Here is a 25,572-nt window from a genome sequence, read left to right as displayed (position 1 = left end):
GAAAGGGACAGCGAGGATGCAGATGCACCCCGACATCGACCACATCGTGCTTACCGAGGAGCAGATCCAGCGTCGCGTCCGCGAGCTCGGAGCGCAGATCGCCCACGACTACGAGGGCTCCTCGCTCCTGCTCGTCGCCGTGCTCAGGGGCGCTGCGCTGTTCGTGGCGGACCTCGCCCGGGCGATCGACGGTCCTGTCGAGATCGACTTCATGGCCGTGTCGTCGTACGGCTCGTCCACGAAGTCGTCGGGCGTGGTGCGCATCATCAAGGACCTCGACGAGGTGATCGCCGGCCGCGACGTGCTCGTGGTCGAGGACATCCTCGACACCGGTCTCACGCTCAAGTACCTGCTCCGCAACCTCGCGTCGCGCAAGCCCAAGAGCCTGGAGGTCGTGACGCTGCTTTCCAAAGAAGGCAAGCAGCGGGTGCCGATCGAGTGCAAGTACGTGGGCTTCTCCGTGCCGGACGAGTTCGTCGTGGGGTATGGACTGGATTATGCGGAGAAGTACCGGAACCTGCCGTACATCGGCGTGCTGAAACCGGAGGTCTACACGCAGACCTCGTGACAAGGAGCGTGCATTGAACCGGAACCTGAGAACGGCGCTGCTGTACCTGCTGCTCATCGCAGTGGCGCTCTTGTTCGTCGCCAACAGCTTCGAGACGCAGGGCCGTGTGGACGACCTGCCGACGTCGGCGTTCGTCACGGCGCTCAAAGACGGTCGCGTCGTGAACGCAGAGGTCATCGTCCGCGAGCAGCGGGTGCGAGGCGAGTACTACCCGACGGCCGCGGACAAGGCGAAGAAGCAGGCCCACCAGTACAACACCACCTACTTGGGAGACGATTGGTTCGCCCAGCTCATCGCCGAGAACCCGCCGCTCGAGGGCTACCGTGCGAACACCTCGGACTCGCAGTGGTGGGTGGCGCTGCTCTCGCAGCTCATTCCCGCGATCCTCATCGTGGGCGTCATGTTCTTCTTCCTGAACCAGATGCAGGGGGGCAACTCCAAGGTCATGTCGTTCGGCAAGGCGCGCGCCAAGCGTATGACGCGCGACATGCCGCGCATCACCTTCAAAGACGTTGCGGGCGTGGACGAGGCTGTCGAGGAGCTGCAAGAGATCAAGGAGTACTTGAGCAACCCCGGCAAGTTCCAGGCGCTCGGCGCGAAGATCCCGAAAGGCGTGCTCCTGGTCGGGCCTCCGGGCACCGGCAAGACGCTCCTCGCGCGCGCAGTCGCAGGCGAGGCGGGCGTGCCGTTCTTCTCGATCTCGGGCTCTGACTTCGTGGAGATGTTCGTCGGCGTCGGCGCGAGCCGCGTGCGCGACCTGTTCGAGCAGGCGAAAGCCGCGGCTCCGTGCATCGTGTTCATCGACGAGCTGGACGCGGTAGGCCGCATGCGCGGCGCCGGTCTCGGCGGGGGCCACGATGAGCGCGAGCAGACGTTGAACCAGCTGCTCGTGGAGATGGACGGGTTCGACATCAAGGACAACGTCATCATCATGGCCGCGACGAACCGTCCGGACGTGCTCGACGCAGCGCTGCTCCGTCCCGGGCGGTTCGACCGGCAGATCGTGGTGGACCGGCCGGACCTTAAAGGCCGCGTGGAGATCTTGAAGATCCACACGCGCGGCAAGCCGATGGCCGACGACATCGACCTGGAGGTGCTCGCTCGCCGGACGCCCGGCTTCACGGGCGCAGACCTGGCGAACATGGTGAACGAAGCGGCGCTGCTCGCGGCACGGCACGGCAAGAAGCGCATCGAGATGGAGGAGCTCGAGGAGGCCATCGAGCGCGTCATCGCAGGTCCTGAAAAGAAGAGCCGGCTCATCTCCGAGAAGGAGAAGCGCATCATCGCGTACCACGAGACGGGCCACGCGCTCGTCGGCCACGTGCTGCCGAACACCGACCCCATCCACAAGATCAGCATCATCTCGCGGGGCCGCGCGCTCGGGTACACGCTCGCGCTGCCGACCGAGGACAAGTTCTTGAGCACGAAAGGCGAGATGCTCGACGAGCTCGCCATGCTGCTCGGCGGCCGCGTTGCCGAGGAGATCGCCATCGGCGACGTCACCACAGGCGCGAGCAACGACCTGGAGCGGGCCACCAAGCTCGCGCGGCAGATGGTCACGCGCTACGGCATGTCCGACCGGCTCGGGCCGATGACGCTCGGAGAAGACCAGCACGAGGTGTTCCTGGGCCGCGACTTCTCCGCGACGCCCAACTACAGCCAGGAGATCGCCTACGAGATCGACAAGGAGGTGCGGCGCCTCATCGACGAGGCGTTCGACCGCGCGCGCACCATCCTTACCGAGCGGCGTGCACAGCTCGACCAGATCGCCTCGGTGCTCATCGAGCGCGAGACCGTGGACAAAGACGAGCTCAAGGCGCTGCTCGATGGCACGTGGGAGGAGTACCTCAAGCAGGAGGCCGAGCGTCAGGCGAAGGCCGAGTCCGAGGACCGCAAGCGGCGGCGCAGGGAGCGAGAGCGCGAGGAGAAGCCGGAGCAGCCTGAGGACGCCCGGCCGATCGTCGAGATGCCGCCGACCGTCCCGCCGGTGTCGCCAGCGTAAGCGCGCGAGGCGCACCCGGGCGCCGTCCTCTCTCGCGCGCGACGACGCGGCGCCCCGCTCGCTCGCTGACGGGTCTGCGCAGGATCGCATCAAGGTCTTGACGCGCGCATCTATGTGATGTAGTCATATACATGACGAAAGCAAGGAGGCGTGCAGGTGCCGAACGGATTCCCGCTGGGTCGTAGGTGCTGCGAGGCCGCTGATGGGACGCAGCGCCAGGTCGGGCGCGGGCGCTGGGCGCTCGTCGAGCCGCTGGTGCTCGCGGGGCTCGCCTCATCGTCGCGGCACGGCTACGAGCTTGCGCAGGTCATCGAAGAGATGACGGGCGGGACGCTCGCCGTCGACCTCGGAGGGCTGTACCGGACGCTGCGACGGCTGGAGGCCGAAGGGCTCGTGACCTCGGAATGGGAGGACACCGAGGCGGGTCCCCAGCGTCGCCGGTACACGATCACCGCGGACGGCGTCGCAGTGCTCCAGCACTGGCGTGGGCACCTGGCCGCCAGCCGCGATCTGTTCGCGCGCGCCGTCGACGCGATCGATGCGGCGCTTCCGCAGGACGAACAGTAGGAGGGCTCTCATGAAAGTCGCAGTCTCAGCGCTCGGTCCTGACCTCGACAGCACAGTCGACGACAAGTTCGGGCGTGCGATGTGGTTCATCGTCTACGACACGGACTCTGGCGCCACTGAGGCGATCGACAACGCCAGCAACCGCAACGCGATGCAGGGGGCGGGGTTTGGAGCGGCGGAGACCGTCTCGAACGCGGGCGCGACGGCCGTGATCACCGGCCATCTGGGTCCGAACGCGTTCCGCGTGCTGGAGTCGCTCGGCATCGAAGGGTACGTAGGCAGCGGCAAGACGGTGCGGGAGGCCATCGAGGCGCTCGAAGCAGGCACGCTCGAGCGGATCGACGCGGCAGGCGAAGCGCATCAGGAGTGAGGCGGCCAGGCAGGCCGTAGGAAGAGAGGTCGCAATGAGCGAGAAGGTCGTCTTGGCGATCCCGTCGGTGGGTGACGGAGGGCTCGACTGCGAGCGTTCCGGGCACTTCGGGCGCTGCGATTGCTTCACCGTCGTCGAGATCGAGGACGGAGCGGTCTCGGCGGTGCGCGTGGTGGACAACCCGCCGCACGTCGAAGGCGGGTGCCTCCGGCCGGTCGAGCTGCTGGCGTCGCACGGCGTGAGCGCGCTCATGGTGGCGGGCATCGGTGCCAGGCCGCTTGCGGGCTTCAACGACGCCGGCATCACCGTGTATTTCGACAACGAGCGGGCCATCGTCCGTGACGCGGTGGAGGCGTTCCTCGCTGGCGAGACCGAGATCATCGACCCTGGCTACGTTTGCGGCGGGCACGGTCACTAGGCCATGCTGGGTTCGAGCCTCGCGCTCAGGAAGGTCAAGATCGCCGTCGCCTCCGGCAAGGGCGGGACGGGCAAGACGCTCGTTGCCACCAACCTCGCGGTGGCCACGGCCCGCTCTGGCACGCCTGTGGCGCTCGTGGACTGCGACGTGGAGGCGCCGAACGACGCGCTGTTCCTGCGCGGCGAGGCGCAGGGCGTATCGGAAGTGACGTTCCCGCTCGCGGCGATCGACGCGGACGTGTGCACCGGCTGCGGGATCTGCCGGAACGAGTGCGCGTACGGTGCGATCCGTGTGCTTGGCGGGAAGGCGATCGTCTTCGAGGAGCTGTGCCACGGCTGCGGCCGCTGCACGCGGGCCTGCCCCGTCGGCGCGATCCGCGAAGTCGCAACGCGCGTCGGGGAGGTCGAGTGGTCGAGCATCACAGGTGGGCTCGCCGCGCCGACCGTCATCGACGTCGTCACCGGGCGACTCGACGTGGGGCAGGTGAAGTCGCCCGACGTCATCCGGGCCGCCCGCAAGCGAGCGGCGGTGTTCGCGCGCTCGGTGACCGTGCTCGACTCGCCGCCCGGCGTGTCGTGTTCGGCCGTGGCTGCCATGCGGGGCGCAGACGCGCTCGTGCTCGTCACGGAGCCGACACCGTTCGGGCTGCACGACCTGCGCCTGGCCGTGGAGCTCGGCCGGCAGCTCCAGACGCCGATGGGGATCGTGCTGAACCGCGTCGGCGCGGGACAGGCCGACGTCGAGGTGTTCGCGGCGCACGAGGGCGTCCCGATACTGCTCACGATCCCGTTCGACCGCCGCATCGCCGAGATCTACGCGCGGGGCGGGCTCGTCATCGACGAGCACCCGGACGGGGCGGAGTGGTTCGCAACGCTCCTCGAAGGGATTGCGATGCTCGCTGGGAAGGCCGAAGAATGAAGACCGTCGTGTTCGCGTCCGGCAAGGGCGGTACCGGCAAGACCACGCTCACGGCGCTTGCAAGCCACCTGTGGGCGAGGTGGGGGATCGCGCTTGCGGACTGCGACGTCGAGGCCGCGAACCTCCCCATCGCGCTCGGCGCCCAGGAGCGCTCGTCGCGGCCGTTCGCGGGCGGCGCCGTCGCGGTGATCGATCAGGACGTCTGCCGCGGGTGCGGCGCGTGCGCGCGGGTGTGCCGCTTCGATGCGATCGTGCAGGGAAGCGAGAGTTTCGTGCGGCCGACGCTTGCCGTCGATCCGCTTGCGTGCGAAGGCTGCGGCGCGTGCGTCGTGCAGTGTCCCGACAGCGCCATCGCCATGGTGAGCACGATCGCGGGCAGAGTCGTCACGGCAACGTCGGTGGTCGGGCCTGTCGTGTACGGCGAGCTCGTGCCGGGCGAAGACCTCTCCGGCAAGCTGGTGACCGAAGTCCGCGGGGCCGCGCTCGAGATCGCGAAGCGCGACGGCGCGGACCTCCTCGTGGTGGACGGCCCTCCGGGCGTGGGCTGCCCCGTGATCGCCTCGGTGACGAACACCGATCTCGTCGTCGGCGTCGCGGAGCCCACCGTGTCCGGCGAGCACGACCTCTCGCGGCTCGTGACGCTCGCGCGGCGGCTCGGCGTGCGCGTCGCCGTGGTGCTGAACAAGGCCGACCTCTCGGCCGAAGGCGCCGAGCGCGTCCGCCATCTCGCGCGCACCGAAGGGCTCGCGCTTCTCGGCGAGATCCCCTTCGACTATGCGCTCGCACGCACGCTCGAAGCGCTGGCAGCGGGCGCGGCGCTCGAAGATGTGCTCGCGACCGGCTCCCCCGGTCTGGCTGCGGCCCGCGAGGCGATCGCGGCCATCGAGACGCTCCTGTGAGACCTCGCTTCACCGTGCGCTAGAATCAGCGTGTCGTCCGAACGCGAAGGAGCGCGCATGGACCGCGAGAAGATCGAGCGCGGCGTCCGTCTCATCCTGGAAGGCATCGGCGAGGACCCTGGGCGCGAAGGGCTGCTCGAGACGCCCCGCCGCGTGGCTGACATGTACGAGGAGATCTTCGCTGGCATCGAGCAGGACCCCGCTGAGCACTTCAGCGTGTCGTTCAACGAAGGCCACCAGGAGATGGTGCTGGTGCGCGACATCCCGCTGTACTCGATGTGCGAGCACCACCTCGTGCCGTTCATGGGACGCGCGCACGTCGCGTACATCCCCGGCAAGCACGGCCGTATCTGCGGGCTCTCGAAGCTCGCGCGCGTGGTCGACGTCTTCGCGCGTCGGCCGCAGGTCCAGGAGCGCATGACCTCGCAGATCGCCGACACTCTCGTCGAGCACCTGGACCCGCAAGGCGTGCTGGTGGTCATCGAGGCCGAGCATCTCTGCATGTCGATGCGCGGCGTCCGCAAGCCAGGTGCTATCACGACCACGTCCGCGGTCCGTGGCATCTTCGCGAGCAACATCGCGACGCGGGCCGAGGCGATGTCGCTCATCAAAGGCGCAGGCTAGGAGGTCGCGTGGGCCGCGTGTGGCAGTGCGGGCGGTTGGCGCTTGGGCTCGAGCGCCCGCTCGTCATGGGCATCGTGAACGTCACGCCGGACTCGTTCTCCGACGGCGGCGAGCACGCGACGGCGGACGCGGCGGTCGAGCACGGGCTGCGGCTCGTATCGGAAGGGGCCGACGTCCTGGACGTCGGCGGCGAGTCCACGCGGCCTGGCGCAGACGAGGTGCCGCCCGACGTCGAAGCCGAGCGGGTGCTGCCGGTCGTGGAGCGCCTCGCGCGCGATGCGGGCGTTCCGGTCTCGATCGACACGCGGCACGCGCGTGTCGCTGAAGCCGCGATCGCTGCAGGTGCGAGCATCGTCAACGACGTCGCGGGCTTCCGCGACCCGGCGATGGCGGGCGTGGCAGCACGAAGCGATGCGGGGCTCGTCGTCATGCACATGCTCGGCGAGCCGAAGAGCATGCAGGTGCAGCCGTACTACGACGACGTCGTGTCCGAGGTGCGAGCGTTCCTGTCGCAGCAGGCCGACACGCTCATCGCTGCTGGCGTCGCGCGGTCGCGCATCTGCGTGGATCCCGGCATCGGCTTCGGCAAGACGCTCGACCACAACCTGGAGCTCCTGCGCGCGCTGCCCAAGCTCGCGTCGCTCGGTTTTCCCGTGCTCGTCGGCGCCTCGCGCAAGCGGATGATCGGCGACATCACCGGCGAGGCCGACCCGAAGCGCAGGCTCGGCGGCAGCGTCGGCGTCGCGCTGTGGGCGGCGGCACGCGGCGCGCGCGTGCTGCGCGTGCACGACGTGCGCGAGACGGTGCAGGCGCTCGCCGTGTGGCGGGCGCTCGAGGGGGAAGCGACGTGAGCGGCCTCGACGACGCGTATCGCAGGACGCTTTCGGGCTTCGGCGAGGTCGAGGTCGATGACCCCGAGGCGCTCGAGCGCGCAGAAGCGGCGGTGCGTGGCGCGGCCCCGGACGCTCCGCGCGTGCGCGCCGCGAGCGGCGAGCAGCCGCTGCCGCACTGGCGGGCGCTCTTGCGCTGGCCGACGAGCGAGGAGGTCCGGCATCGCTCGATGGCGCTTCTCGGGCTCGGGGCGAACCTCGGCGAGCGGGAGCGCACGATCGCTGAGGCGCTTCGGCGCGTGGGCGAGGTCCCTGAGACGACGGTGGCGGTCGTGAGCCACCTGTACGAGTCGGAGCCGTGGGGCGATGCGAGCCAGCCGCCGTTCGCGAACGCGGTCGCGGCGGTGGCGACGGCGCTTCGCGCAGACCAGCTGCTCGACGAGTGTCTGCGCATCGAAGCCGAGCTCGGGCGGGTGCGCGACGGCACGCGCTGGGGCCCGCGAACGATCGACATCGACATCCTGCTGTTCGACGACGAAGAGTGGGCAAGCCCTCGGCTCACCATCCCGCACCCGCGTCTTCGCGAGCGGGAGTTCGTGGTGGTGCCGCTCCTCGAGGTCGCGCCGGAGGCGACGCTCCCGGACGGCTCGGCCGTGAGCCGCGAGGGCGCCTCATACGGCCGCATCACCCGCGTGATCGGCTTCGTTCCGGGCTTCGAGCGCCTGACACCGCCGGTGCCGTGGCGCGGCGAGCGCGTCGAGTACGTGCCGGAAGAAGGCCTTGCTGCAGACGAGCGGCAGGCAGGCGACGCCGAGGTGGAACTGCCGAGGACCGAGGGGTGGGTCGTCGTTGAGACGTTCCAGCGTCTGGCCGGGGACGGGCCGGTAGGCGCGCTCATCCATAAAACGCTGCTCGAAAGCGCCGGCGTCCCTGTGATCATGGAGCCGCCGGGAAACGTGGTTCCGATCGTGCAGACCGTGCGCTTGCTCGTTCCGAAGGAGCACGAGGCAGATGCGCGGCGGTTGCTCGTCGAGGCGCAGGCGGCCGGGCGGGTCTTGGAGTCGCTCGGCGACGAGTAAGGCGCGCCTTACGGCTCTGTCTCGCCGAGCAGGATGCGCACGACCATGTGCGCCTCGTGCGCGGCCGCTGCTGCGACCCGGCTTGCCACGAGCGCGTGACCGTCAGCGGGCGTCTCGGTGTCTCCGCACAGCCACACCGTCTCGCTCAAGCGCTGTGTGACGATGCGGTTCGCCGAGCCTGCGCCCGCGATGCCGGAGGCGGCGACGAGGGGCGTTTTCGGGAGCGCGTCGCAGCAGCCCTCGATGATCGCCGCCTTTTCCGCGGCCGCGTCGACTGCTTCGACCACCACGTCGCAGCGCCCGAACAGCGCCGGGATGTCCTCACGCCTCACGCGCATGCGGTGGGTCTCGAGGAGCACATCTGGCCGGATGCGCAGGAGGTTGGCGGCGAGCGCCTCGGTCTTCGGAGCCCCCACCTGGTCCAGGAAGTAGAACTGGCGGTCGAGGTTGCTCGCGTCGACGGCGTCGGGGTCGGCGAGCACGAGCGCGCCGACGCCTGCGCGCACGAGCATCCAGGCCACGTTCGAGCCGAGCCCTCCGAGGCCGATGATGCCGACGCACGCGCGACCGAGCCTGTCGGCGATGGCCTGCTGCTCGGGAGACGGCATCGGGATCACCCGCCTGCGACGGGAGGGAACACCGCGAGCCGGTCGCCGTCGTGCAGCACGAAGTCGTCCGGCGCGTGCCTGCCGTTCACGAACACGACGCGAGGCTCGTCAGGCAGCCCGAGCGTGGCGATGACCTGCCCGACGGTGGTCCCGTCGGGCAGGTCGATCGTCCGCTCGTGCCCCGCTTCGCCTGTCGGCAGGAAGCGCCTCAGCGATGCGAAGAGTGCGAGCTCGATGCGCACAGCGCAGCCTCACGCACCCGGCTTCGAGATGCCCATCTTCGCGGCCGTCTCCGGCACGAAGTCGAAGACGGAGTCGAGGTCTGCGTCCGACACCGAGAACACGGCGTCGTGCGGAGGGAGCTTCTCCTCGTAGAAGAACCGCGGCAGGCGGTCGTCCTCCGGCTTGAAGCCCACGGCCTCGTTATACAGGCGCTCCATCGCAAGCGTCTCCTTGCCGAGCTCCATGAGCGCGTCGGCGTCCCACGTCTGGCCCGTGTGCGCCGTGGCCATCTCGAAGATGGCGTCGAACGCCTCGGGGATGTCGAGGACCGCGAACGCCACGAAGATGCACAGCCCCATCGAGTCGAGCATGCCGGTGGCGATCTGCAGGCCCTTGGAGAGCTCCGCCTGCCCGTCCGGCTTGAGCGGATCGACGGTGCCGCCGACGTTCAGCACGTTCGCCGTGATGGAGTAGCCGGCCGTGTGGTCCGCTCCCATCGGGGAGGTGGCGTAGGTCACGCCGATGCCCTGGATCGGGCGCGGGTCGTACGCCGGCAGACCCTGGTGCTTGACGACAGGGATGCGCTTGACGCCGAACGCGGTGCCCGTGGCCTCCGCGCCGTCGCCCAGGACCCGGCCGAGATCGGTGCCCTTGCGCACCTCTTCCTCGAGCAGGCGCAGCGCGCCCTTGCCGTCGCCGAACGCCAGCCGGCCGGAGTCCATGTACACGCCGAGCATGACGCCGGTCTCGATCGTGTCGATGCCGATGTCGCCGCACGCGCGGTCGAGCGCTGCCACGTCGTCGATGTCACCGATGCCGCAGTCAGCGCCGAGCGACCACATGCTCTCGTACTCGGGGCCCTTGGTGATGTACGTGCCGTCCTTGTCCACCCAGTAGCGCGAGCACTGGATGACGCATCCGGTGTGGCAGCCGTGCTTGACGTTGCCGCCACGCTCCAGCGTGACCTCGCGCTGGCGCTCGCCGGAGATGTTCTCGACGAGCTCGAACCGGCCGCTCGAGAAGTTGCGGGTGGGATAGCCGCCCGCCTCGTTGATGATGTTCGCGAGAACGTTCGTGCCGTACGTCGGGAGCCCCTGGCCCGTGACAGCGTGCTCGCGCAACGCCGCCGCGAACTTCTTGACCGCCGCGTTGAATGCGTCCCGGTCGGCGTGTTCGATGGTGGGAAGCCCTTCGTCGACGAGCACGATGGCCTTGACGCCCTTGGAGCCCATGACCGCGCCCAGGCCGCCGCGGCCCAGGAACCGGTTCGGATACCCGTCAGGGTCGCTCACGGCGATGCCGGCCATCTTCATGCCCATCTCACCGGCAGGTCCGATGGAGATGGTGGCGTACCGCTTCACGTCGCCCATCGTCTGCTTGATGCCGTCAGCCACCGCGTAGTTGCCTGCGCCGGCCCACTCGTCCACGCGCTTGATCTCGACCGATCCGTCCGGCGCGATCTTGATGAGGTACCGCGCGTCCTTGTCTGCGGGGGCGCCTTCGATGACGAGCGCCGCGATGCCGAGCTTGGCGAGCGCGTGCGCGGCCTGGCCGCCAGAGTTCGACTCTTTGATGCCGCCCGTGAGAGGGCTCTTCGCACCGGCAGAGAGGCGGCCGCCGTTCGGGGCGGTCGTGCCGCCGAGGATGCCCGGAGCGAAGACGAGCTTGTTCTCCGGGCCCAGCGGGTCTGCCGATGGCGGGACCTCGGAGAACACGATCGCGTCCGTCAGAGCGCGGCCGCCGTATCGCGCCCACTTCTCGGGCAGCGGCTCGGTCTTCACGCTCAGGTCGGACATGTCGATGCGCACGATCTTCTTCATAGGCGCCTCCTCGCGTCCGCAGCGCACCCCTTGTGCGCGTGTCCAAACAATGTCTATGCCCCAAAGCGCCATCTCTATGCAGTCTGGAGGCCAGCCGTTCACCGATTCGCGGGTGCTATACTGGAACGCCACCTGAAGAGGCTGCCTGGACCTGGGTCTGCCGGGCCGGGACTGCCGGAAAGGAGCGGTGCTGTGAGTGCTCGAACGAGCCCGGAGCGCGTGACCGTCGCCACGTTCGGCGAGATGAAGCGCTCGGGCGACCCCATCGTGATGGTGACGGCCTACGATGCTCCCTCTGCGCGAATCGCCGAGGCCGCCGGGGCCGACGCCGTGCTCGTCGGCGATTCGCTCGGCATGACGGTGCTCGGGTACGGAAGCACTCTGCCAGTCACCTTGGACGACATGCTGCGGCACACCGCTGCTGTGGTGCGCAGCGTCTCGCGGCCGCTCGTGGTCGCCGACATGCCCTTCGGGTCGTACCAGGCGTCTCCCGACGATGCCGTCGCGAACGCCGTGCGCCTGCTCGCCGAAGCGGGCGCGGCGGCCGTGAAGCTGGAAGGCGGGCGGAGCGTCGCGCCGCTCGTGGAGCGGATGGTTGCTGCAGGCATCCCCGTGATGGGACACCTCGGACTCACGCCGCAGTCGGTGAACGTGTTCGGCGGCTACCGCGTGCGTGCGAAGGAGGCGGGCGAGGCCATCGCGCTCGTCGAAGACGCGCTCGCGCTCGAAACCGCAGGCGCGTTCGCAGTGGTGCTCGAGCTCGTCCCTGCCGAAGTCGCGGCCATCGTCACCGAGGAGCTCGAGATCCCGACGATCGGGATCGGCGCCGGGCCGTCGTGCGACGGACAGGTCCAGGTGTTCCACGACCTCGTGGGGCTCTCGACCTTCACGCCGCGCCACGCGAAGCGGTACGCGGACGCGGAGCAGGTGCTTGCCGATGCCGTGGCCGCCTACGTGCGCGAGGTGCGGGAAGGCGCGTTCCCGGGCGACGAGAATGCGACGCACGCGAGCGAGCCGGTGGTGGCGGAGCTCGAGACGGTGCTGCCGCTTGCAGGCCCGCGGCGCGCTGGCGAGGAGTGATCGACGATGGAGCAGGCGGTCTCGAAAGAGGAGATCCGGCAGCTCGTGCTGGAGGCGCGGCGGGAGGGCAAGCGCGTCGCGCTCGTCCCGACGATGGGCGCGCTGCACGAGGGGCACCTGTCGCTGGTTCGTGCGGCGCAGGCCCGCGCTGATCTGGTGGTGGTCTCGATCTTCGTGAACCCGACGCAGTTCGGCCCGAGCGAGGACTTCGAAGCGTACCCGCGCGACCTTGCGCGCGACCTTGCGCTGCTTTCCGCTGAGGGCGTGGACGCGGCGTTCACGCCGGGCACGGAGGCGATGTACGCGCCCGACGCGCAGGTGACGGTCGACCCGGGACCGCTCGGCGACGTGTGGGAAGGCGCGTCCCGTCCGGGGCACTTCCGCGGCGTGTGCACGATCGTCGCCAAGCTGTTCGCGCTCGTCGCGCCGGACCTCGCGTTCTTCGGCGAGAAGGACTACCAGCAGCTCGTGATCGTGAAGCGCATGGTCGCCGACCTCGACTTCCCGGTGAAAGTCGTCGGCTGCCCGATCGTCCGGGAGTACGACGGGCTTGCGATGTCGAGCCGCAACGCGTATCTCTCTGCCGAGGAGCGCGCAGCGGCGACGGTGCTCTATCGCGCTCTGCGAGAAGCGGAGACGCTCGTGTGCGGCGGCGAGACGAGCGTCGAGTACGTGGAGCAGGCGATGCGCGACACGGTCGAAGCCGAGCCGCTTGCGTCTTTGGACTACGCCGCGCTCATCGATCCGCACACGCTGGTGCGCGCCGCTGGCGCTGGAGGCGCGCGCGCGATCATCGCTGCGCGCGTGGGGGCGACGCGGCTTATCGACAACATGGCGATGCCGTCCGCGTGACGGAGGAAGGAAGGGGAGGGCGTGACGGGGCAGCGTGACGCAGGCGTGCTCGCCGAAGAGGTGCGGCGGCTGGCGGCGGAGCGCGGCGCGGTCATCCTCGCGCACAACTACCAGCGTGCCGAGGTGCAAGACGTCGCTGACTTCGTCGGGGACTCGCTCGGGCTCTCGAGGCAAGCGGCCGCCACGGACGCGAGCGTCATCGTGTTCGCGGGCGTGCACTTCATGGCCGAGACAGCGAAGATCCTCTCGCCGTCCAAGACGGTGCTGATGCCGGAGCCGGCGGCAGGCTGCCCGATGGCGGACATGATCACGGCCGAGCAGGCGGCGGCATTCAAGGCGCAGCACCCAGGCGTGCCGCTCGTCACCTACGTGAACTCGTCTGCGGAGGTGAAGGCCGTCTCCGACGTGTGCTGCACCTCGGCGAACGCGCCCGAGGTCGTTCGCTCGCTCGGCGTCCCGCGCGTGCTTTTCGCGCCCGACCGCAACCTCGCCGCGTGGGTGGCGACGCAGGTCTCCGAGGTCGAGGTCATCGCCTGGGACGGCTACTGCCCGACGCACGACCACGTGTCGGCCGAGGCGGTCGCGGAGGCGGCCCGGGAGCACCCGGACGCGGAGGTGCTCGTGCACCCTGAGTGCAGGCCCGAGGTGGTCGCGCTCGCAGACGCGGTGCTCTCGACCTCTGGGATGCTCCGGCACGTGGCGGTCTCGCCTGCTGAGGAGTTCGTGGTCGTCACCGAGGAGGGGCTCATGCACGGGCTCGCGAAGGCTGCGCCTGAGAAGCGCTTCTTCGGCGTGTGCCCCCCGATGCTCTGCCCGAACATGAAGCTGACGACGCTTATGAAGGTGCGCGACTGCCTGCAGGCGATGTCCGGCAGGATCGAGGTGGCCGAGGACGTCCGCGCCCGTGCGGCCGCTGCCGTCGAGCGCATGGTCGCGATCGGGTGAGTGATGTGGACGCCGCGCTCGACCTCGGGCCGCTCGACCGGCGGTACCTCCTGCCGTTCGACACACAGGCGCTGCCTGAGCGGCGGTGCGACGTGCTCGTCGTGGGCAGCGGCATCGCGGGGCTCGTAGCGGCGCTCCACGCGGCTGCCTTCTCGAAGGTCCTGCTGGTGACGAAGGCGCGGCTGTCGGAGACGAATACGTGGTACGCGCAGGGCGGCATCGCCGGCGCGGTCGGCGAGGCGGACTCCGTCGAGCTCCACATCGCGGACACGCTCGTCGTCGGGCAAGGTCTGTGCGACCCCGACGTGGTGCGTGCCGTGGTGAGCGAGGCGCCCGAAGCGCTCGCGGAGCTCGAGACGCTCGGCGTGGCGTTCGATCGCGCAGCCGACGGCAGCATCGCGCTTGCGCGCGAGGGCGGGCACAGCCTGCCCCGCGTGCTGCATTCAGGGGACGCCACCGGCGCGGAGGTGCAAGACACGCTCACCGCGGTCGCGCGCTCGCACGCGGGCATCGAGATCCTCGAGGAGGCCTTCCTGGTGGACCTCCTCACCGAAGGAGGACGCTGCGTCGGTGCGCTCGTGCTCGAGCGCGGGGCACGCGAGCCCGTGGTGGTCTGGGCGGGCGCGACCGTGCTCGCGACCGGCGGCTGCGGGCAGATCTACCGCGTCACCACCAACCCGGAGGTGGCGACCGGCGATGGTGTGGCGGCCGCGTGGCGTGCTGGCGCGCTCGTGGCAGACCTGGAGTTCGTGCAGTTCCACCCGACAGCGCTCGACTCCGGCGCCAACCCGAAGTTCCTTATCACCGAGGCGCTGCGCGGCGAAGGGGCGTACCTGCTCGACTGCGACGAGCGGCGCTTCATGCTCGACGCGCACCCGCTCGCCGAGCTTGCGCCGCGCGACGTGGTGAGCCGCGAGATCGAGCGCGTGATGGCCCGCTGCGGGCGTCCGAACGTGTGGTTGGACGCCCGGCACCTCGGCAAGGAGTTCCTCAAGCAGCGGTTCCCGACCATCTGGCGAGCGTGCCGAGAAGCGGGCTTCGACCTTGCGCGCGACCTCGTGCCTGTGGCGCCTGCCGCGCACTACATGGTAGGCGGCGTGCTCACCGACCGTGACGGGCGGAGCTCGCTTCCAGGGCTGTTCGCATCCGGCGAGGCGGCGGCGACCGGCTTGCACGGCGCGAACCGTCTCGCGAGCAACTCGTTGCTTGAAGGGCTCGTGTTCAGCCGCCGTATCGCGCGCGTGCTGGAGAAGGAGCGCCCGCGTCCGTCGCCCTTGCGCATCGTCGGCGCGGTGGACGGGGACACGGCCTGCGGGACTGCGCTCGTGCGTGGGCGCGTGCAACGGCTCATGAGCGAGCGGGTGGGCGTGACCCGCTCGGAAGAAGGGCTGGCAGCGGCGTGTGACGAGCTCGCGCGGCTCGCGTCCACCCTCGGCGGGCCGGCGCTCGACGCCGCCGCGATGGAATCGCGCAACCTCGTGACCGTCGCGGCGCTCATCGCGTGCGCCGCTCGCACGCGCACCGAGAGCCGTGGCACGCACTACCGAGCGGACTTCCCGGCGCGCGACGACGAGCGGTGGCGGCATCGGCTCGCGTGGCGCCGAGGCGAGGCCGAGCCGGTGCGGATCGCGGTGGCACGCGGCGAACAGGGGGAGCGATGAGCGCGCTTCAGGCCCGCGACGTGGACGAGGCCGTCGTCCGGGCACTCGCAGAAGACCTCGGCGTGGAGCCCGACGCGCTGCTCCAGGCAGGTCCTGAGCTTCTCGAGCGCGACGTCACGACCTCCGCGCTGTTCTTGGGAACCGAGCGCTTTGCGGGCGTCGCTGTCGCCCGGCGCCGCTGCGTGGTGTGCGGGACGGTCGCCGCCACGCGCACGTTCGAGCTTCTCGCTGAAGCGGCGGGCGAGCCTGCAGCCGTGCGCATCGAGGCACTTCGCGCGGAAGGCGAGGAGGTCGAGGCGGGCACGGCCGTCTTGCGGGTCGAGGGCCCTGCTCGCGTCGTGCTCGCGGCGGAGCGGACCGCGCTCGACTTCCTCATGGTGCTCTCGGGGATCGCCACCGAGGCCAGGCGCTGGCAGCGCGCGGCAGGCGAGGCGCTCCGGGTCTACGACACCCGCAAGACCGTCCCCGGTCTGCGCGCGTTGAGCAAGCACGCCGTGGCCGTTGGCGGCGCGCACAACCACCGTGCCGGGCTGTGGGACATGGTGCTCATCAAGGACAACCACGTGGCGCGGGCAGGCAGCGTGGCCGAGGCGGTCCGCCGCGCGCGTGCGGCCCGGCCGGACCTTCCAGTCGAGGTCGAGGTTGAGCGTGCGCATGACGCTGTCGTCGCCGTCGAAGCGGGAGCCGACGTCGTCATGCTCGACAACATGGACGACGCCGCAGTGGCCGCTGCCGTCGCTGCTGTGCGGGACGCGAGCGCGTGCGTGGGGCGCGCCGTGGAAGTCGAGGTGTCGGGCGGTGTCACCATCGAGCGGCTCGAGGTCCTCGCCAGCATCGGCGTCGACCGCGTCTCGACGAGCCGCATCACGCTCGCTTTGCCGGTAGACTACGGACTGGACGAGTCGTGACGCCCGACCTTGCGCGACGAGGCAGGTGATCCGTGGACGCGCAGCGTGTCCGAGCCGAGTACCTCCGCTGGTTCAAGCGGAACGTCGTCGTGCTCGCGGTGCCGTTCGTGTCGGTCGCGTGGGGGCAGACGGCGATCGCGACGCTCCCTGCGTGGCCGGCGCCGCCGGCGGGGTTCCGCTCGATGCTGCTTGCGCTGGCCGCGGGCGCCGTGGTGTTCGGCCGCGCGCTCAAGACCCGCGCGGTCGAGGCGGCCGAACACGAGGAGGCGGCGCTTGCGAGCGCGCAGCGACTCTCGCGCGACCTCGTGTGGGCGGCCGTTGCGCCGAGCATCGTCGGCGCGGTCCTCGTGCCGATGACGCGATCGGTCCTCGACCTGTACCTGACCCTCGGGTTCGCGCTCCTCGGGTGCGCCACGATGTTCCCCCGCGAGGCCGACTGGCAGCGCTGGCTCGCCCACGACGGAGCGACGGGAGGTCCTGCGTGACGCCGCACACCGGCATCGCTGCGCTCGACTGGGTGCTCTCCTTGCTCGATGGATGGGGCTACCTCCTCGTCGTGCTGTTCACGATCCTCGAGAACCTGTTCGTCATCGGATCGTTCACGCCGGGCGAGACCATCGTCATGGCGGCCGGGTTCTTGACGGTGAAGGGCCACCTCGACGTCAGGATCGTCTTCGCGTGCTCGATCATCGGCACCGTCACCGGTTCGAACATCTCGTACTTCTTCGGTCGCAAGGGCGGCCGGCAGGCGCTGGAGCGCTACGGCGGCCGCCTCGTTGACGCGGAGCGCATCCTCGCGGCCGAGGAGTACTTCGAGCGGCACGGGCCGAAGACCGTGCTCATCGCTCGGTTCGCCGCGGTCTTCAAGAACTTCGTGCCGGTCATCGCCGGAGCGTCTCGGATGCGGATCGCGCTGTTCGAGGCGTACACGCTTGCGGGCGCGCTCGCGTACACGACGCTCATGGTGGTGCTCGGGCGGGTGTTCGGCGAGAATTTCGACAAGGCGCTGGCCATCGCGCGCAACATCACCTGGGCAGGTCTTGTCCTGCTCCTCGGGATGCTCGCAGCGCTGTGGGTGGGCCGCAGGCGCTACCTGCGGGCGAAGGTCGAGGCGTTGGCGAAAGAGGCCGAAAAGGAGGCTGCCAAGGATGCGGAGCCGCAGGGCTGAGGTGGCCGCCGCCCTTGCCGCCGCGAACGGCGCGTTCGTGTCCGGCGAGAGCATCGCGCGCCGGATCGGCGTCAGTCGGACGGCGGTCGCCAAGCAGGTCCAGGGGCTGCGCGAGTGCGGCTACCGCGTCGAGTCGGCGAACCGAAGGGGCTACCGCCTCGTCGCACTGCCTGAAGAGACGGTCCCCCCGGAGGTCGAGCGGCTCGTCACCGACCCGTTCTGGAACCGCTTCGACGGCGGGGTCGTCACCGCTTCCACCAACGACGACTGCAAGCGCCTCGCGCGGGACGGCGCCCCCGAAGGCGCCGTGGTGGTGGCCGCGGAGCAGACCGCAGGTCGCGGCCGGCTCGGGCGCCAGTGGATCTCACCGAGAGGGGGCGCCTACTTCTCGGCGCTGCTTCGCCCGCCGGTCGCGCCTGCCGATGCGCCGCCGCTCGCGCTCGTGTGCTCGCTCGGCATCGCGGCCGCGCTCGAGGCCGCAGGCGCGCCGGTGATGCTGAAGTGGCCGAACGACGTGTACCTCGGCTGGCGGAAGCTGGGCGGCGTGCTGCTCGAGATGGCGGCCGAGGCCGACCGCGTCCAGTGGGTGGTCGCGGGGTGCGGCATCAACGTGCGCCGGACGCCCGAGCTCGCGCCCGAGGCCGCCTCTCTCGACGAGGTCGCTCCGATGCGGCCGGCCGAGGTGGCGGCGATCGCGCTCGATGGCATAGCGCAGGCGTACCGAGAGTTCGTCCGCGCGGGCTTCGCAGGGCTCGTCGAGCAGTACGAGCGTCGGCACCTGCTTCCGGGGCGGGAGGTCACGGTGCGTGACCTCGCAGGCGGGACCGTGGCGCACGGCGAAGCGATGGGCGTGGACGGGATGGGCAGGCTGCTGGTGCGCACGGCCGAAGGTCCCGTGCCGGTGGTTGCAGGAGAGGTCACGCTGGCACCGACAGGAGGCGAGCGGTGAACCGGTTCTCGCCGCGCAACGCAGGGACGCTCATCGACGACGCGATCGCGACCTATCGGGCGAACGCGGGGCCGATCCTCATCGCCGCTTCGCTGTTCGTGTTCCCGATGGCGCTGCTCGTGGGCGTCGGGCAGGACTTCTTCTTGCGCGGGTTCGTCGAGGAGACGCTCATCGGGACCGACCCGACGGCTGCTCCGTCGTTCGGCATGTTCGCGGGCTACGCGGCAATGGTCGCGGGCGCGCAGCTCATGTTCTTCGGCCGCGCATACCTCGACTCGGCGATTCTCGCGGCGTTCCCGCAGATGCTGTACGGACGCGTGAGCGACCGGGCGGCGTTCCTCAAAGGGGGCCTGCCACGGTACGGATGGTACCTGCTCACGGGGTACCTCGTGAGCCTGCTGGCGTCGCTGGCCGCCGTCGCGAGCTTCGTGGTGCTGTTCGCTGGCGGCATCGTCGTGTGGACGCTGCTGTCGCTGGCTGCGGTGATCGCCGTGCTGGAGAACGCCAACACCGTGCAGGCGATCCAACGGTCGTACGGGCTCACGAAGCCTCACTTCTGGCGGGTGCTCGGGTACCTCGTGATCCTCTCGGTGCTCATGGGGCTGTTCGAGGGCGCGATCGCCTCCCCGCTCATCGTGCGGCAGATCGTGGTGGCGGTGCAGAACCCCGACGCGGTCTTCCAGCAGACCTCGCTCGTGTGGAAGATCGCCGAAGGGCTCGTGCTCGCCGTCGCGATGACGCTCGTCGCTCCGATCATGCCGCTCGCCCTCGCGCACCTGTATACGGACCTCCGTGCGCGCTCGGAAGGCATGGACCTCATCGTCAGAGCGCGCGAGATCGCAGCGCGCACGGCATGAGACGCGCCGGAGCATCGCTCGCTGTCGTCGCGCTCGCTGCGGTGCTTGCTCTTGCCGCAGCGGCACGGCCGTGCGCCGCGGCTCCGGCGGCGTCGTTGCGTCAGGCCGCCGACGCCCTCGCGTCGTCGCGCGCGTATGACGCGCAGTCCGCGCAGCGCCTCGCGGACGAGGTCGAGCCGGCGCTTCAAGACAGCGGCGACGAAGATGCGCTCGCGCTCGTCCAACGGCTCCGGGAGGCGCGCAGCGGCTCGGAGCGGGCGCAGGCGCGCGACGACCTGGCCGCCCACGTGCGCACGCTCGTGGCGTTGGAGCGCGGTGCGGCTCCGGTGCGCGACGATCCTGCGCGTATCAAGCGCATCTTGGCCGAGGAAGGCATCGAGCAGGGCGGTGCGGCGCAGGAGTTCCTGCAGAGGCTGCAGAAGCGGCTGCTTTCGTGGCTTGAGCGCGTCATGTCGAGGGTGTTCGGTTCGAAGGCGGCGTCCACCGGCTTCGAGGCCGCGTACTACGTGGCGCTCGCAGTGAGCGCACTCGTGGCGGCGTGGCTGGTGTGGCGCGTCTTGAGCTCGCTTCGAGGCGGCGGTCGTGGCAGACGGCGCAGGCGGGACGCTGCGAGCGCGCTTGCCGGCGAGCCCGTCGTCGACGCCGCCCGCGACCTGCCGAACGACGCGCTCGCGTTCGCCGACGCCGAGGCGGCCTCGGGGCGGTTCCGGGAGGCGGTGCGCGCGCTGTTCGGCGGTGCCGCCCGCGCGCTCGTCGAGCACGGCGCGATCCCGGCGGCCAAGACGCGCACGACCGCCGAGATCCTGCGCGACGTGGCCGAGCACGCGCCGGCGGCCCACCGGCCGCTCGCCGCGCTGGCGGCAGCGTTCGAGCCGGCGTGGTACGGGCACCAGGACCCTGGACGCGATGGGTACGAGCGCGCGAGGCAGGCCTTCCTCGAGATGCAGGCCGCGGCTGCGGGCGGGGGCGCGTCCAGATGAAGCGGCGCGTCTCGGTCGACCCCGTGCTTGCCATCGCGCTCGGCGTGACCGCGGCCGTCATCGCGCTGTACGCGCTCGCGGTCTCCGCTGCGTTCAGCCGCGCGAGCGAGACGATCCCCGTGCCGAGCGTCTTCAGCTCCGCACCGCAAGGGCTGCGCGTCTTGTACCGCTACCTGGACGAGTCGGGCGTCGATGTGCGCCTGCTGCAGCAGTTCGACGAGCTGCCGCCGTCCGGGTGCATCGCGATCGTTGGCGACGCGCCGCTGCAGGTGGAGTTCACCGACGAGCAGCTGGCCTCGCTCGCCGAATGGGTCCGAAGCGGCGGCACCGTCGTGCTTGCAGGCAGCTCGGGCGGCCGGGTGGTCGAGAGCCTCGGGCTGACGGCCGTCCTGGTGCGCGGGGAGGCCGCGGAGATCGCGCCGCGCGTGCGCACGCCGCTTGCCGAGGGCGTCGATCGCGTCTCGGTGCAGACAGGCCGCGTGCTCGCCGACGATCCGCGGTGGGTCGTCGTGGCGGGCGACGATGCGGGGGCGGTGCTGGTAGCGGCCGCCGTCGACCGAGGCGAGGTGGTGTGGCTCGCCGACGCCGACGCGCTTGCAAACGAGCACATCGCGGAAGCCGACAACGCCCGCGTCGCGCTCCGCATCTTCGCTGCATCGCAACCCGTGTGGTTCGACGAGTACCACCAAGGCTTCGCGCGCGGCGGGAGCGCATTCCAGCGGCTCGGTCCGTCAGGCCAGGCGGCGTTCGTGCTCGCCGCGCTGGGTGTCGGGCTGCTGCTCTTGAGCGCCTCGCGCCGCACCGGGCCGCCGGTGCCCGCGCCCGAGGAGAAGCGAGCGCGCACGCTCGCGTACATCGATTCGCTCGCCGGGCTCTACCGGCGCGCGGGTGCGCACAGAGAGGCGCTCGCGACGCTGCGCGACGGGCTTGCGCGAGCGCTCGCGAGGCGGTACGGCTCGCCGGCCGCGGGGTTGCGGCGTCACCCGGCCGCGGCAGAAGCGCTCGCCAGGGCGGACGAGGCGCTCGGGCGCGATACGATACCGGAAGACGAGTTCCGCGAAGCAGCGCGGCTCGTGGTTGCGGCACGACGGGAGGTCGAGCGATAGATGGCAGAGGCGACGAAGGTCGTACAGCTCGCGCAGGCGGTGCGCGACGAGGTCGCGAAAGCGGTGGTGGGACAGACCGACGTGGTCGACGCCTTGCTCGTCGGGCTGATCACCGGCGGCCACGTGCTCATCGAAGGCGTGCCGGGAACGGCCAAGACGCTCATCGCCCGCGCCGTGGCGCACGCGATCGACGTGTCGTTCAAGCGCATCCAGTTCTCGCCGGACATGATGCCGGCGGACGTCGTCGGCACGAACGTCTTCGACTCAAAGCGCCAGGAGTTCTACCTGCGGCAGGGCCCCGTCTTCGCGAACCTCGTGCTCGCCGACGAGATCAACCGAACGCCCCCGAAGACCCAGGCGGCGCTTCTCGAGGCGATGCAAGAGCAATCGGTGACGATCGATGGCGTCGCGCACGCGCTGCCGTCGCCCTTCCTCGTGGTGGCCACGCAGAACCCTGTCGAGTACGAGGGGACGTACCCGCTCCCCGAGGCCCAGCTCGATCGCTTCGCGCAGAAGGTCGTGGTCTCGTACCCCTCGGCCGACGACGAGCGCGCGATCCTAGCTCGCCACTCAGGAGGCATGGAGATGCCGGACTTCACGACGCTCGGGCTCAGGGCGGTCGCGACGGGTGCCGACGTGCTCGCCGCGCGCGCGGAGCTCGACGCGGTGGTGGTCGACGACGGCGTCCTCGACTACGTGAGCGCGATCGTGCGCGCCACCCGCGAACACCCGGCGGTGTTGCTGGGCGCGAGCCCCCGCGCGGGCGTGAGCGTGCTCGTGGCGGCCAAAGCGCGCGCGCTGATGGCGGGCCGCGGCTTCGTGACGCCGGACGACGTGAAGGCAGCGGCGCTCCCGGGCCTCCGGCACCGCATCCTGCTTCGACCTGAAGTCGAGATCGAGGGCACCGAGCCCGACAGCGTCATCGCAGACGTCCTCGGAAGCGTGCCCGTTCCACGATGATCGCGCGCCTCGCACAGACGTTCGGCGCCGTCCCGCTGCCGACGAAGCGCGCGGCTGTCGCATTCGTGCTGCTCGCCGGCGCGCCGCTGCTCGTCCCGGGGCGCGGAGCGTGGATCGCGGCCGTCGTCGTCGTGGCGTGCTGCGTGGCCGCCGCGGTCTTCGACGCGCGCTCGCTTCCGCCGCGCGGCGCCATCGCTGTCGAGCGCACGATGCCTGAACGCCTGTCGATCGGCGTAGCGAACCCCGTCACCCTCGTGGTGCGCAACGCAAGCGATCGCTCCGCGCGGATGCTCGTGCGTGAGACGCCGCCGCCGGGGTTCGCCGGCGAGCGCCTCGCTGGTCCGCTGGAGGTGCCGCCGTACGGCGAGGCCGAGGCGGCCTTCGCCTTCACGCCGCCGTCGCGTGGGGCGTTCTCGTTCGGCGACGTCGGCGTGCGGCTGCTCGGGCCGCTCGGGCTCGTGTTCCGCCAGGAGTCGGCTCCGTGCGCGCAGCCGTGCTCGGTGTACCCCGACATCACCGCGGTGCGCGGGTACGCGCTTCTCGCTCGCCGTGGGAAGCTCCACGAGATCGGCGTCCGAGCGGCACGGCTGGCCGGGTCGGGCACGGAGTTCGAGTCGCTCCGCGAGTACCAGCCGGGCGATCCGTACCGCGACATCGACTGGAAGGCCACCGCCCGGCGAGGGCGTCCCATGGTGCGCCAGTATGAGCCCGAGCGCAGCCAGACGCTCGTCATCGCCGTCGACGCCGGGCGCCTGATGGCCGCGAACGCGGGCGCGCTCACGAAGCTCGACCGGGCCGTGAACGCGGCGCTCCTGCTCTCGTACCTCGGGCTCGAGATGGGCGACCACGTGGGACTGCTCGTCTTCGGGCGCGACGTCGAAGTGTTCGTACCGCCGCGCAAGGGGCGCCGGCATCTCGGGGTGCTCCTTGAAGCGCTCTACGACGTGCGTGCCCGCGTGGAGGAGCCCGACTACGAGCGCGCGCTCCGCTACCTGGCGCGGAACCTCTCTCGGCGCTCGCTCATCGTGCTGTTCACCGACGTCGCGGGAGCGGAGCCGTCCAGGCGGCTTATCGGCGTCCTGGCGGGGCTTGCGCCACGGCATCTTGCGCTCGTGGCCACGCAGCGCAACCGCGCGCTCGAGAGCCGGGCGAAAGCGGAGATCTCGACCGCGGAGGACGCCTTCGCCGCTGCCGTCGCCGAGGACCTGCTGCGCGACAAGGCCGAGGCGCTGCGCACGCTCGCGTCACGCGGCGCGCTCGTTCTCGACGTGGACCCCGAGGACCTCTCGGTGGCCGCGGTCAACCGCTTCTTGGAGGTCAAGGCGCGCGGCCAGCTCTAGCGGGCTCGCCGCTCCCGCCCCGGCAGCAGCACGTAGACCCCGAGAAGGAACGCCATCGCTCCGCCGAACGCCACTTTCGCCGCCGGGTCGAGCCGCGCCGGCGTCAAGAACCCCTCGATCGCGCCCGCCACGAGAAGCAGCGGCACCGCGCCGAGGACGAGCAGGACGGCCGGCTGTGACGCGGCTCGTAGGGCGTCGGCGCGCGGCAGGTCGCCCGGCGCGACGAGCGCGCGTGCGAGCGTGAGCCCAGACGCGCCCGCAAGCACGATCGCGGGCAGCTCCAGCGCGCCGTGCGGGACGATGAGCGACCAGAATTCGAGCGCGTGCCTGCCCGTTCCGATGGCTCCGGTGAGGATGCCCAGCATGAGCCCGTTCTGCACGAGCGCGTAGGCGGTGAGCGCGCCGAACGTGATACCGCCCGCGAACGCGTACAGCGAGACCTGGATGTTGTTGGTGGTGATCGCGGCCGACACGAGCGGCGCCATCGTCGCGAACCCGTCCGAAGGGGCCGACCACTCCTTCTCGCCGAGCACGTCGCGGAGCATCTGTGGCAGCAGCGTCCGCGCGAGCGCCGGGTCGACGGCCGCGATGATCGCTCCGAGCACGCCCGAGCCGAACAGCAGGAGCGCGGACAGCGCGACGGTGCGCCAGTGCTCGCGGACCAGGCGCGGGTAGCCCACCGCCATGAACCGCACCGCCTGCGAAAGACGCCCTTGGCTCCTGCCGTACAGCACGCCGTGCGCCTGCGAGACGAGAGCGTTCAGCGCGCGCTCCGACTGCGAGCCCGCGAAGTGCGTCTGCGCGTACGCGAGATCGGCGGCCGCACGGCGGTAGTCCTCGTGCATGCGCTTGAGAGTGGCCGCATCGAGGGCGTCCACCCCGCGGACGTGCGCTCGCTCGGTCAGCTCGGCGAGCCGCTGCCACGCCGCGCGCGACCCCTCGACGAACTCGCGCTCCTCCACGCCGCTCCTCCATGTCAGACAACGCGCCTATGCTAGCATCGTTGTGGCTTTGCCGCGTTGCGGCCACGAAGTGAGGAGCGAGGATGCCGGGCGAGCAGGGACACCCGTCCACGCTGTTGGTCGAGACCCCCGAGGCCGTGGCGTTCTCGTACGAGCTTGCTGGCATCGGCTCGCGCGGAGCCGCGATCGTGATCGACACAGCGCTGCTTCTCATGATCGTGCTCGTCGAGGGCGGCGTCACGGTGCTCGTCGCGTCGCTCCTGGAAGCGGCAGGCGCATCGGTCGCCACGCCGTGGGTGCTGGGAGCGGCTCTCGCTGCCGCATTCGTCACCTACTGGGGCTATTTCCTCTTCGGCGAGGTGCTGCGCGGAGGTCGCACGCCAGGCAAACGTCGCGTGGGTATCAGGGTCGTCCGTGACGACGGCGGGCCGGTGAGCTTCACCGACTCGGTCATCCGCAACGTGCTCCGGATCGTCGACATGCTGCCCGGGTACTACGCGGTCGGCATCGTGGCAGCGCTGCTGTCGAAGTCTGGCAAGCGGCTCGGGGACATGGCTGCGGGGACCGTCGTCGTCCGCGACGCAGAGGACCTCGCGCTTCCCGACCCGGTGACGATGCTTCGGCCGGAAGACGCGCTCGTGGCCGAGTTCCTCGCGCGCCGCCCGCAGCTCACGCCGGAAGCCCGCTGGCAGGTCGCCGTGGAACTGCTGTCGCTGTACGGCGAGACGCCGCAGCCTGGGTGGGACGAACCGGTGGTCGCCGGCCGTCTTGCGGACCTCGCCGGCCTTCGCGACCGCATTGACGGAGCGGGCGTGTCGGGATAGGGTAGCGCATGGTCGCCCGCAGCCGGGCGAGTCATCGGTCCGCACGAGGCGACAG

28 protein-coding genes are annotated in these 25,572 nt (G+C 70.5%); 24 read left to right on the top strand and 4 right to left on the bottom strand.

Annotated elements, in window-relative coordinates:
- Positions 1-22: 22 nt before the first annotated feature.
- The 10 genes from hpt to folK all read left to right on the top strand — a co-directional run bounded on the left by hpt (position 23) and on the right by folK (position 8,275).
- A complete protein-coding gene (gene hpt, locus MX659_RS07475) occupies positions 23-568 on the top strand; it encodes a hypoxanthine phosphoribosyltransferase (protein ID WP_267192850.1) in 546 nt (181 codons plus the stop codon).
- Positions 569-581: 13 nt separating this feature from the next.
- Complete coding sequence (gene ftsH / locus MX659_RS07470; protein ID WP_267192849.1) at positions 582-2,570, top strand: ATP-dependent zinc metalloprotease FtsH; 1,989 nt, start codon at positions 582-584, stop codon at positions 2,568-2,570.
- A 156-nt stretch (positions 2,571-2,726) separates the two neighbouring features.
- The gene (locus MX659_RS07465) at positions 2,727-3,137 is read left to right on the top strand and encodes a PadR family transcriptional regulator (RefSeq protein ID WP_267192848.1); all 411 of its coding nucleotides are present in this window, start codon (positions 2,727-2,729) and stop codon (positions 3,135-3,137) included.
- Positions 3,138-3,147: 10 nt separating this feature from the next.
- Positions 3,148-3,507 (top strand): NifB/NifX family molybdenum-iron cluster-binding protein, encoded by a 360-nt coding sequence (locus MX659_RS07460; RefSeq protein WP_267192847.1) that lies wholly within the window; start codon positions 3,148-3,150, stop codon positions 3,505-3,507.
- A 34-nt stretch (positions 3,508-3,541) separates the two neighbouring features.
- Entirely contained in the window at positions 3,542-3,925 is a 384-nt protein-coding gene (locus tag MX659_RS07455) for a NifB/NifX family molybdenum-iron cluster-binding protein (RefSeq protein WP_267192846.1), read from the top strand.
- A 3-nt stretch (positions 3,926-3,928) separates the two neighbouring features.
- Positions 3,929-4,843, top strand: coding sequence for an ATP-binding protein (locus MX659_RS07450; protein WP_267192845.1), 915 nt, complete (start codon positions 3,929-3,931; stop codon positions 4,841-4,843).
- Positions 4,840-5,742, top strand: a complete 903-nt coding sequence (locus tag MX659_RS07445) for an ATP-binding protein (RefSeq protein ID WP_267192844.1) — start codon at positions 4,840-4,842, stop codon at positions 5,740-5,742. The genes MX659_RS07450 and MX659_RS07445 overlap by 4 nt, the downstream gene beginning before the upstream one ends.
- A 57-nt stretch (positions 5,743-5,799) precedes the next feature.
- Complete coding sequence (gene folE, locus MX659_RS07440; protein WP_267192843.1) at positions 5,800-6,366, top strand: GTP cyclohydrolase I FolE; 567 nt, start codon at positions 5,800-5,802, stop codon at positions 6,364-6,366.
- Positions 6,367-6,374: 8 nt separating this feature from the next.
- Positions 6,375-7,217, top strand: coding sequence for a dihydropteroate synthase (gene folP, locus MX659_RS07435; protein ID WP_267192842.1), 843 nt, complete (start codon positions 6,375-6,377; stop codon positions 7,215-7,217).
- The gene (folK, locus tag MX659_RS07430) at positions 7,214-8,275 is read left to right on the top strand and encodes a 2-amino-4-hydroxy-6-hydroxymethyldihydropteridine diphosphokinase (protein WP_267192841.1); all 1,062 of its coding nucleotides are present in this window, start codon (positions 7,214-7,216) and stop codon (positions 8,273-8,275) included. Before folP ends, folK begins: the two co-directional genes overlap by 4 nt.
- An 8-nt stretch (positions 8,276-8,283) precedes the next feature.
- Here the strand turns inward: folK and thiF are convergent, their stop codons facing one another.
- From thiF to MX659_RS07415, 3 genes are read right to left on the bottom strand one after another with little or no spacing between them, the layout of a single operon-like run.
- The gene (gene thiF, locus MX659_RS07425; RefSeq protein WP_267192840.1) at positions 8,284-8,883 is read right to left on the bottom strand and encodes a sulfur carrier protein ThiS adenylyltransferase ThiF; all 600 of its coding nucleotides are present in this window, start codon (positions 8,881-8,883) and stop codon (positions 8,284-8,286) included.
- Positions 8,884-8,888: 5 nt separating this feature from the next.
- The gene (locus MX659_RS07420; protein WP_267192839.1) at positions 8,889-9,125 is read right to left on the bottom strand and encodes a MoaD/ThiS family protein; all 237 of its coding nucleotides are present in this window, start codon (positions 9,123-9,125) and stop codon (positions 8,889-8,891) included.
- A gap of 9 nt (positions 9,126-9,134) precedes the next feature.
- Positions 9,135-10,925, bottom strand: coding sequence for an aldehyde ferredoxin oxidoreductase family protein (locus MX659_RS07415; RefSeq protein ID WP_267192838.1), 1,791 nt, complete (start codon positions 10,923-10,925; stop codon positions 9,135-9,137).
- 243 nt (positions 10,926-11,168) lie between these two features.
- On the opposite strand from MX659_RS07415, the gene panB reads away from it, so the two are divergent.
- From panB to MX659_RS07350, 13 genes are read left to right on the top strand one after another with little or no spacing between them, the layout of a single operon-like run.
- Positions 11,169-12,005 (top strand): 3-methyl-2-oxobutanoate hydroxymethyltransferase, encoded by an 837-nt coding sequence (gene panB, locus MX659_RS07410; protein ID WP_407674476.1) that lies wholly within the window; start codon positions 11,169-11,171, stop codon positions 12,003-12,005.
- Positions 12,006-12,011: 6 nt separating this feature from the next.
- Positions 12,012-12,857, top strand: coding sequence for a pantoate--beta-alanine ligase (gene panC, locus MX659_RS07405; RefSeq protein ID WP_267192837.1), 846 nt, complete (start codon positions 12,012-12,014; stop codon positions 12,855-12,857).
- Positions 12,858-12,878: 21 nt separating this feature from the next.
- Positions 12,879-13,802, top strand: coding sequence for a quinolinate synthase NadA (gene nadA, locus MX659_RS07400; protein ID WP_267192836.1), 924 nt, complete (start codon positions 12,879-12,881; stop codon positions 13,800-13,802).
- Positions 13,799-15,463, top strand: coding sequence for an L-aspartate oxidase (gene nadB / locus MX659_RS07395; RefSeq protein ID WP_267192835.1), 1,665 nt, complete (start codon positions 13,799-13,801; stop codon positions 15,461-15,463). The genes nadA and nadB overlap by 4 nt, the downstream gene beginning before the upstream one ends.
- The gene (gene nadC / locus MX659_RS07390) at positions 15,460-16,371 is read left to right on the top strand and encodes a carboxylating nicotinate-nucleotide diphosphorylase (protein ID WP_267192834.1); all 912 of its coding nucleotides are present in this window, start codon (positions 15,460-15,462) and stop codon (positions 16,369-16,371) included. Before nadB ends, nadC begins: the two co-directional genes overlap by 4 nt.
- Positions 16,372-16,403: 32 nt before the next feature.
- On the top strand, positions 16,404-16,856 hold the full coding sequence (locus tag MX659_RS07385; RefSeq protein WP_267192833.1) for a hypothetical protein: 453 nt from the start codon (positions 16,404-16,406) through the stop codon (positions 16,854-16,856).
- A complete protein-coding gene (locus MX659_RS07380) occupies positions 16,853-17,539 on the top strand; it encodes a DedA family protein (RefSeq protein WP_267192832.1) in 687 nt (228 codons plus the stop codon). The genes MX659_RS07385 and MX659_RS07380 overlap by 4 nt, the downstream gene beginning before the upstream one ends.
- Positions 17,520-18,488, top strand: a complete 969-nt coding sequence (locus tag MX659_RS07375; RefSeq protein ID WP_267192831.1) for a biotin--[acetyl-CoA-carboxylase] ligase — start codon at positions 17,520-17,522, stop codon at positions 18,486-18,488. Before MX659_RS07380 ends, MX659_RS07375 begins: the two co-directional genes overlap by 20 nt.
- Entirely contained in the window at positions 18,485-19,345 is an 861-nt protein-coding gene (locus MX659_RS07370) for a hypothetical protein (RefSeq protein WP_267192830.1), read from the top strand. The genes MX659_RS07375 and MX659_RS07370 overlap by 4 nt, the downstream gene beginning before the upstream one ends.
- Positions 19,342-20,325 carry a DUF4129 domain-containing protein gene (locus tag MX659_RS07365; RefSeq protein ID WP_267192829.1) on the top strand — a complete coding sequence of 328 codons (984 nt, stop codon included), beginning with the start codon at positions 19,342-19,344 and terminating at the stop codon, positions 20,323-20,325. Before MX659_RS07370 ends, MX659_RS07365 begins: the two co-directional genes overlap by 4 nt.
- Positions 20,322-21,431 (top strand): DUF4350 domain-containing protein, encoded by a 1,110-nt coding sequence (locus MX659_RS07360; protein WP_267192828.1) that lies wholly within the window; start codon positions 20,322-20,324, stop codon positions 21,429-21,431. Before MX659_RS07365 ends, MX659_RS07360 begins: the two co-directional genes overlap by 4 nt.
- A complete protein-coding gene (locus MX659_RS07355) occupies positions 21,432-22,391 on the top strand; it encodes an AAA family ATPase (protein WP_267192827.1) in 960 nt (319 codons plus the stop codon). It begins immediately after the preceding gene.
- The gene (locus MX659_RS07350; protein ID WP_267192826.1) at positions 22,388-23,731 is read left to right on the top strand and encodes a DUF58 domain-containing protein; all 1,344 of its coding nucleotides are present in this window, start codon (positions 22,388-22,390) and stop codon (positions 23,729-23,731) included. Before MX659_RS07355 ends, MX659_RS07350 begins: the two co-directional genes overlap by 4 nt.
- Here MX659_RS07350 and MX659_RS07345 read toward each other — a convergent pair.
- Positions 23,728-24,693 carry a stage II sporulation protein M gene (locus MX659_RS07345; protein ID WP_267192825.1) on the bottom strand — a complete coding sequence of 322 codons (966 nt, stop codon included), beginning with the start codon at positions 24,691-24,693 and terminating at the stop codon, positions 23,728-23,730. The two genes, MX659_RS07350 and MX659_RS07345, sit on opposite strands and share 4 nt — an antisense overlap.
- A gap of 83 nt (positions 24,694-24,776) precedes the next feature.
- Between MX659_RS07345 and MX659_RS07340 the strand changes: the two genes are divergently transcribed.
- On the top strand, positions 24,777-25,517 hold the full coding sequence (locus MX659_RS07340; protein ID WP_267192824.1) for an RDD family protein: 741 nt from the start codon (positions 24,777-24,779) through the stop codon (positions 25,515-25,517).
- The last annotated feature ends 55 nt before the right edge of the window (positions 25,518-25,572 follow it).

It is taken from the genome of Parvivirga hydrogeniphila, assembly GCF_023371205.1.
Lineage (GTDB): Bacteria > Actinomycetota > Coriobacteriia > Anaerosomatales > Anaerosomataceae > Parvivirga > Parvivirga hydrogeniphila.
The sequence above is the reverse complement of the archived record's forward strand: the minus strand, read 5'-3'. Positions and strand labels throughout refer to the sequence as shown.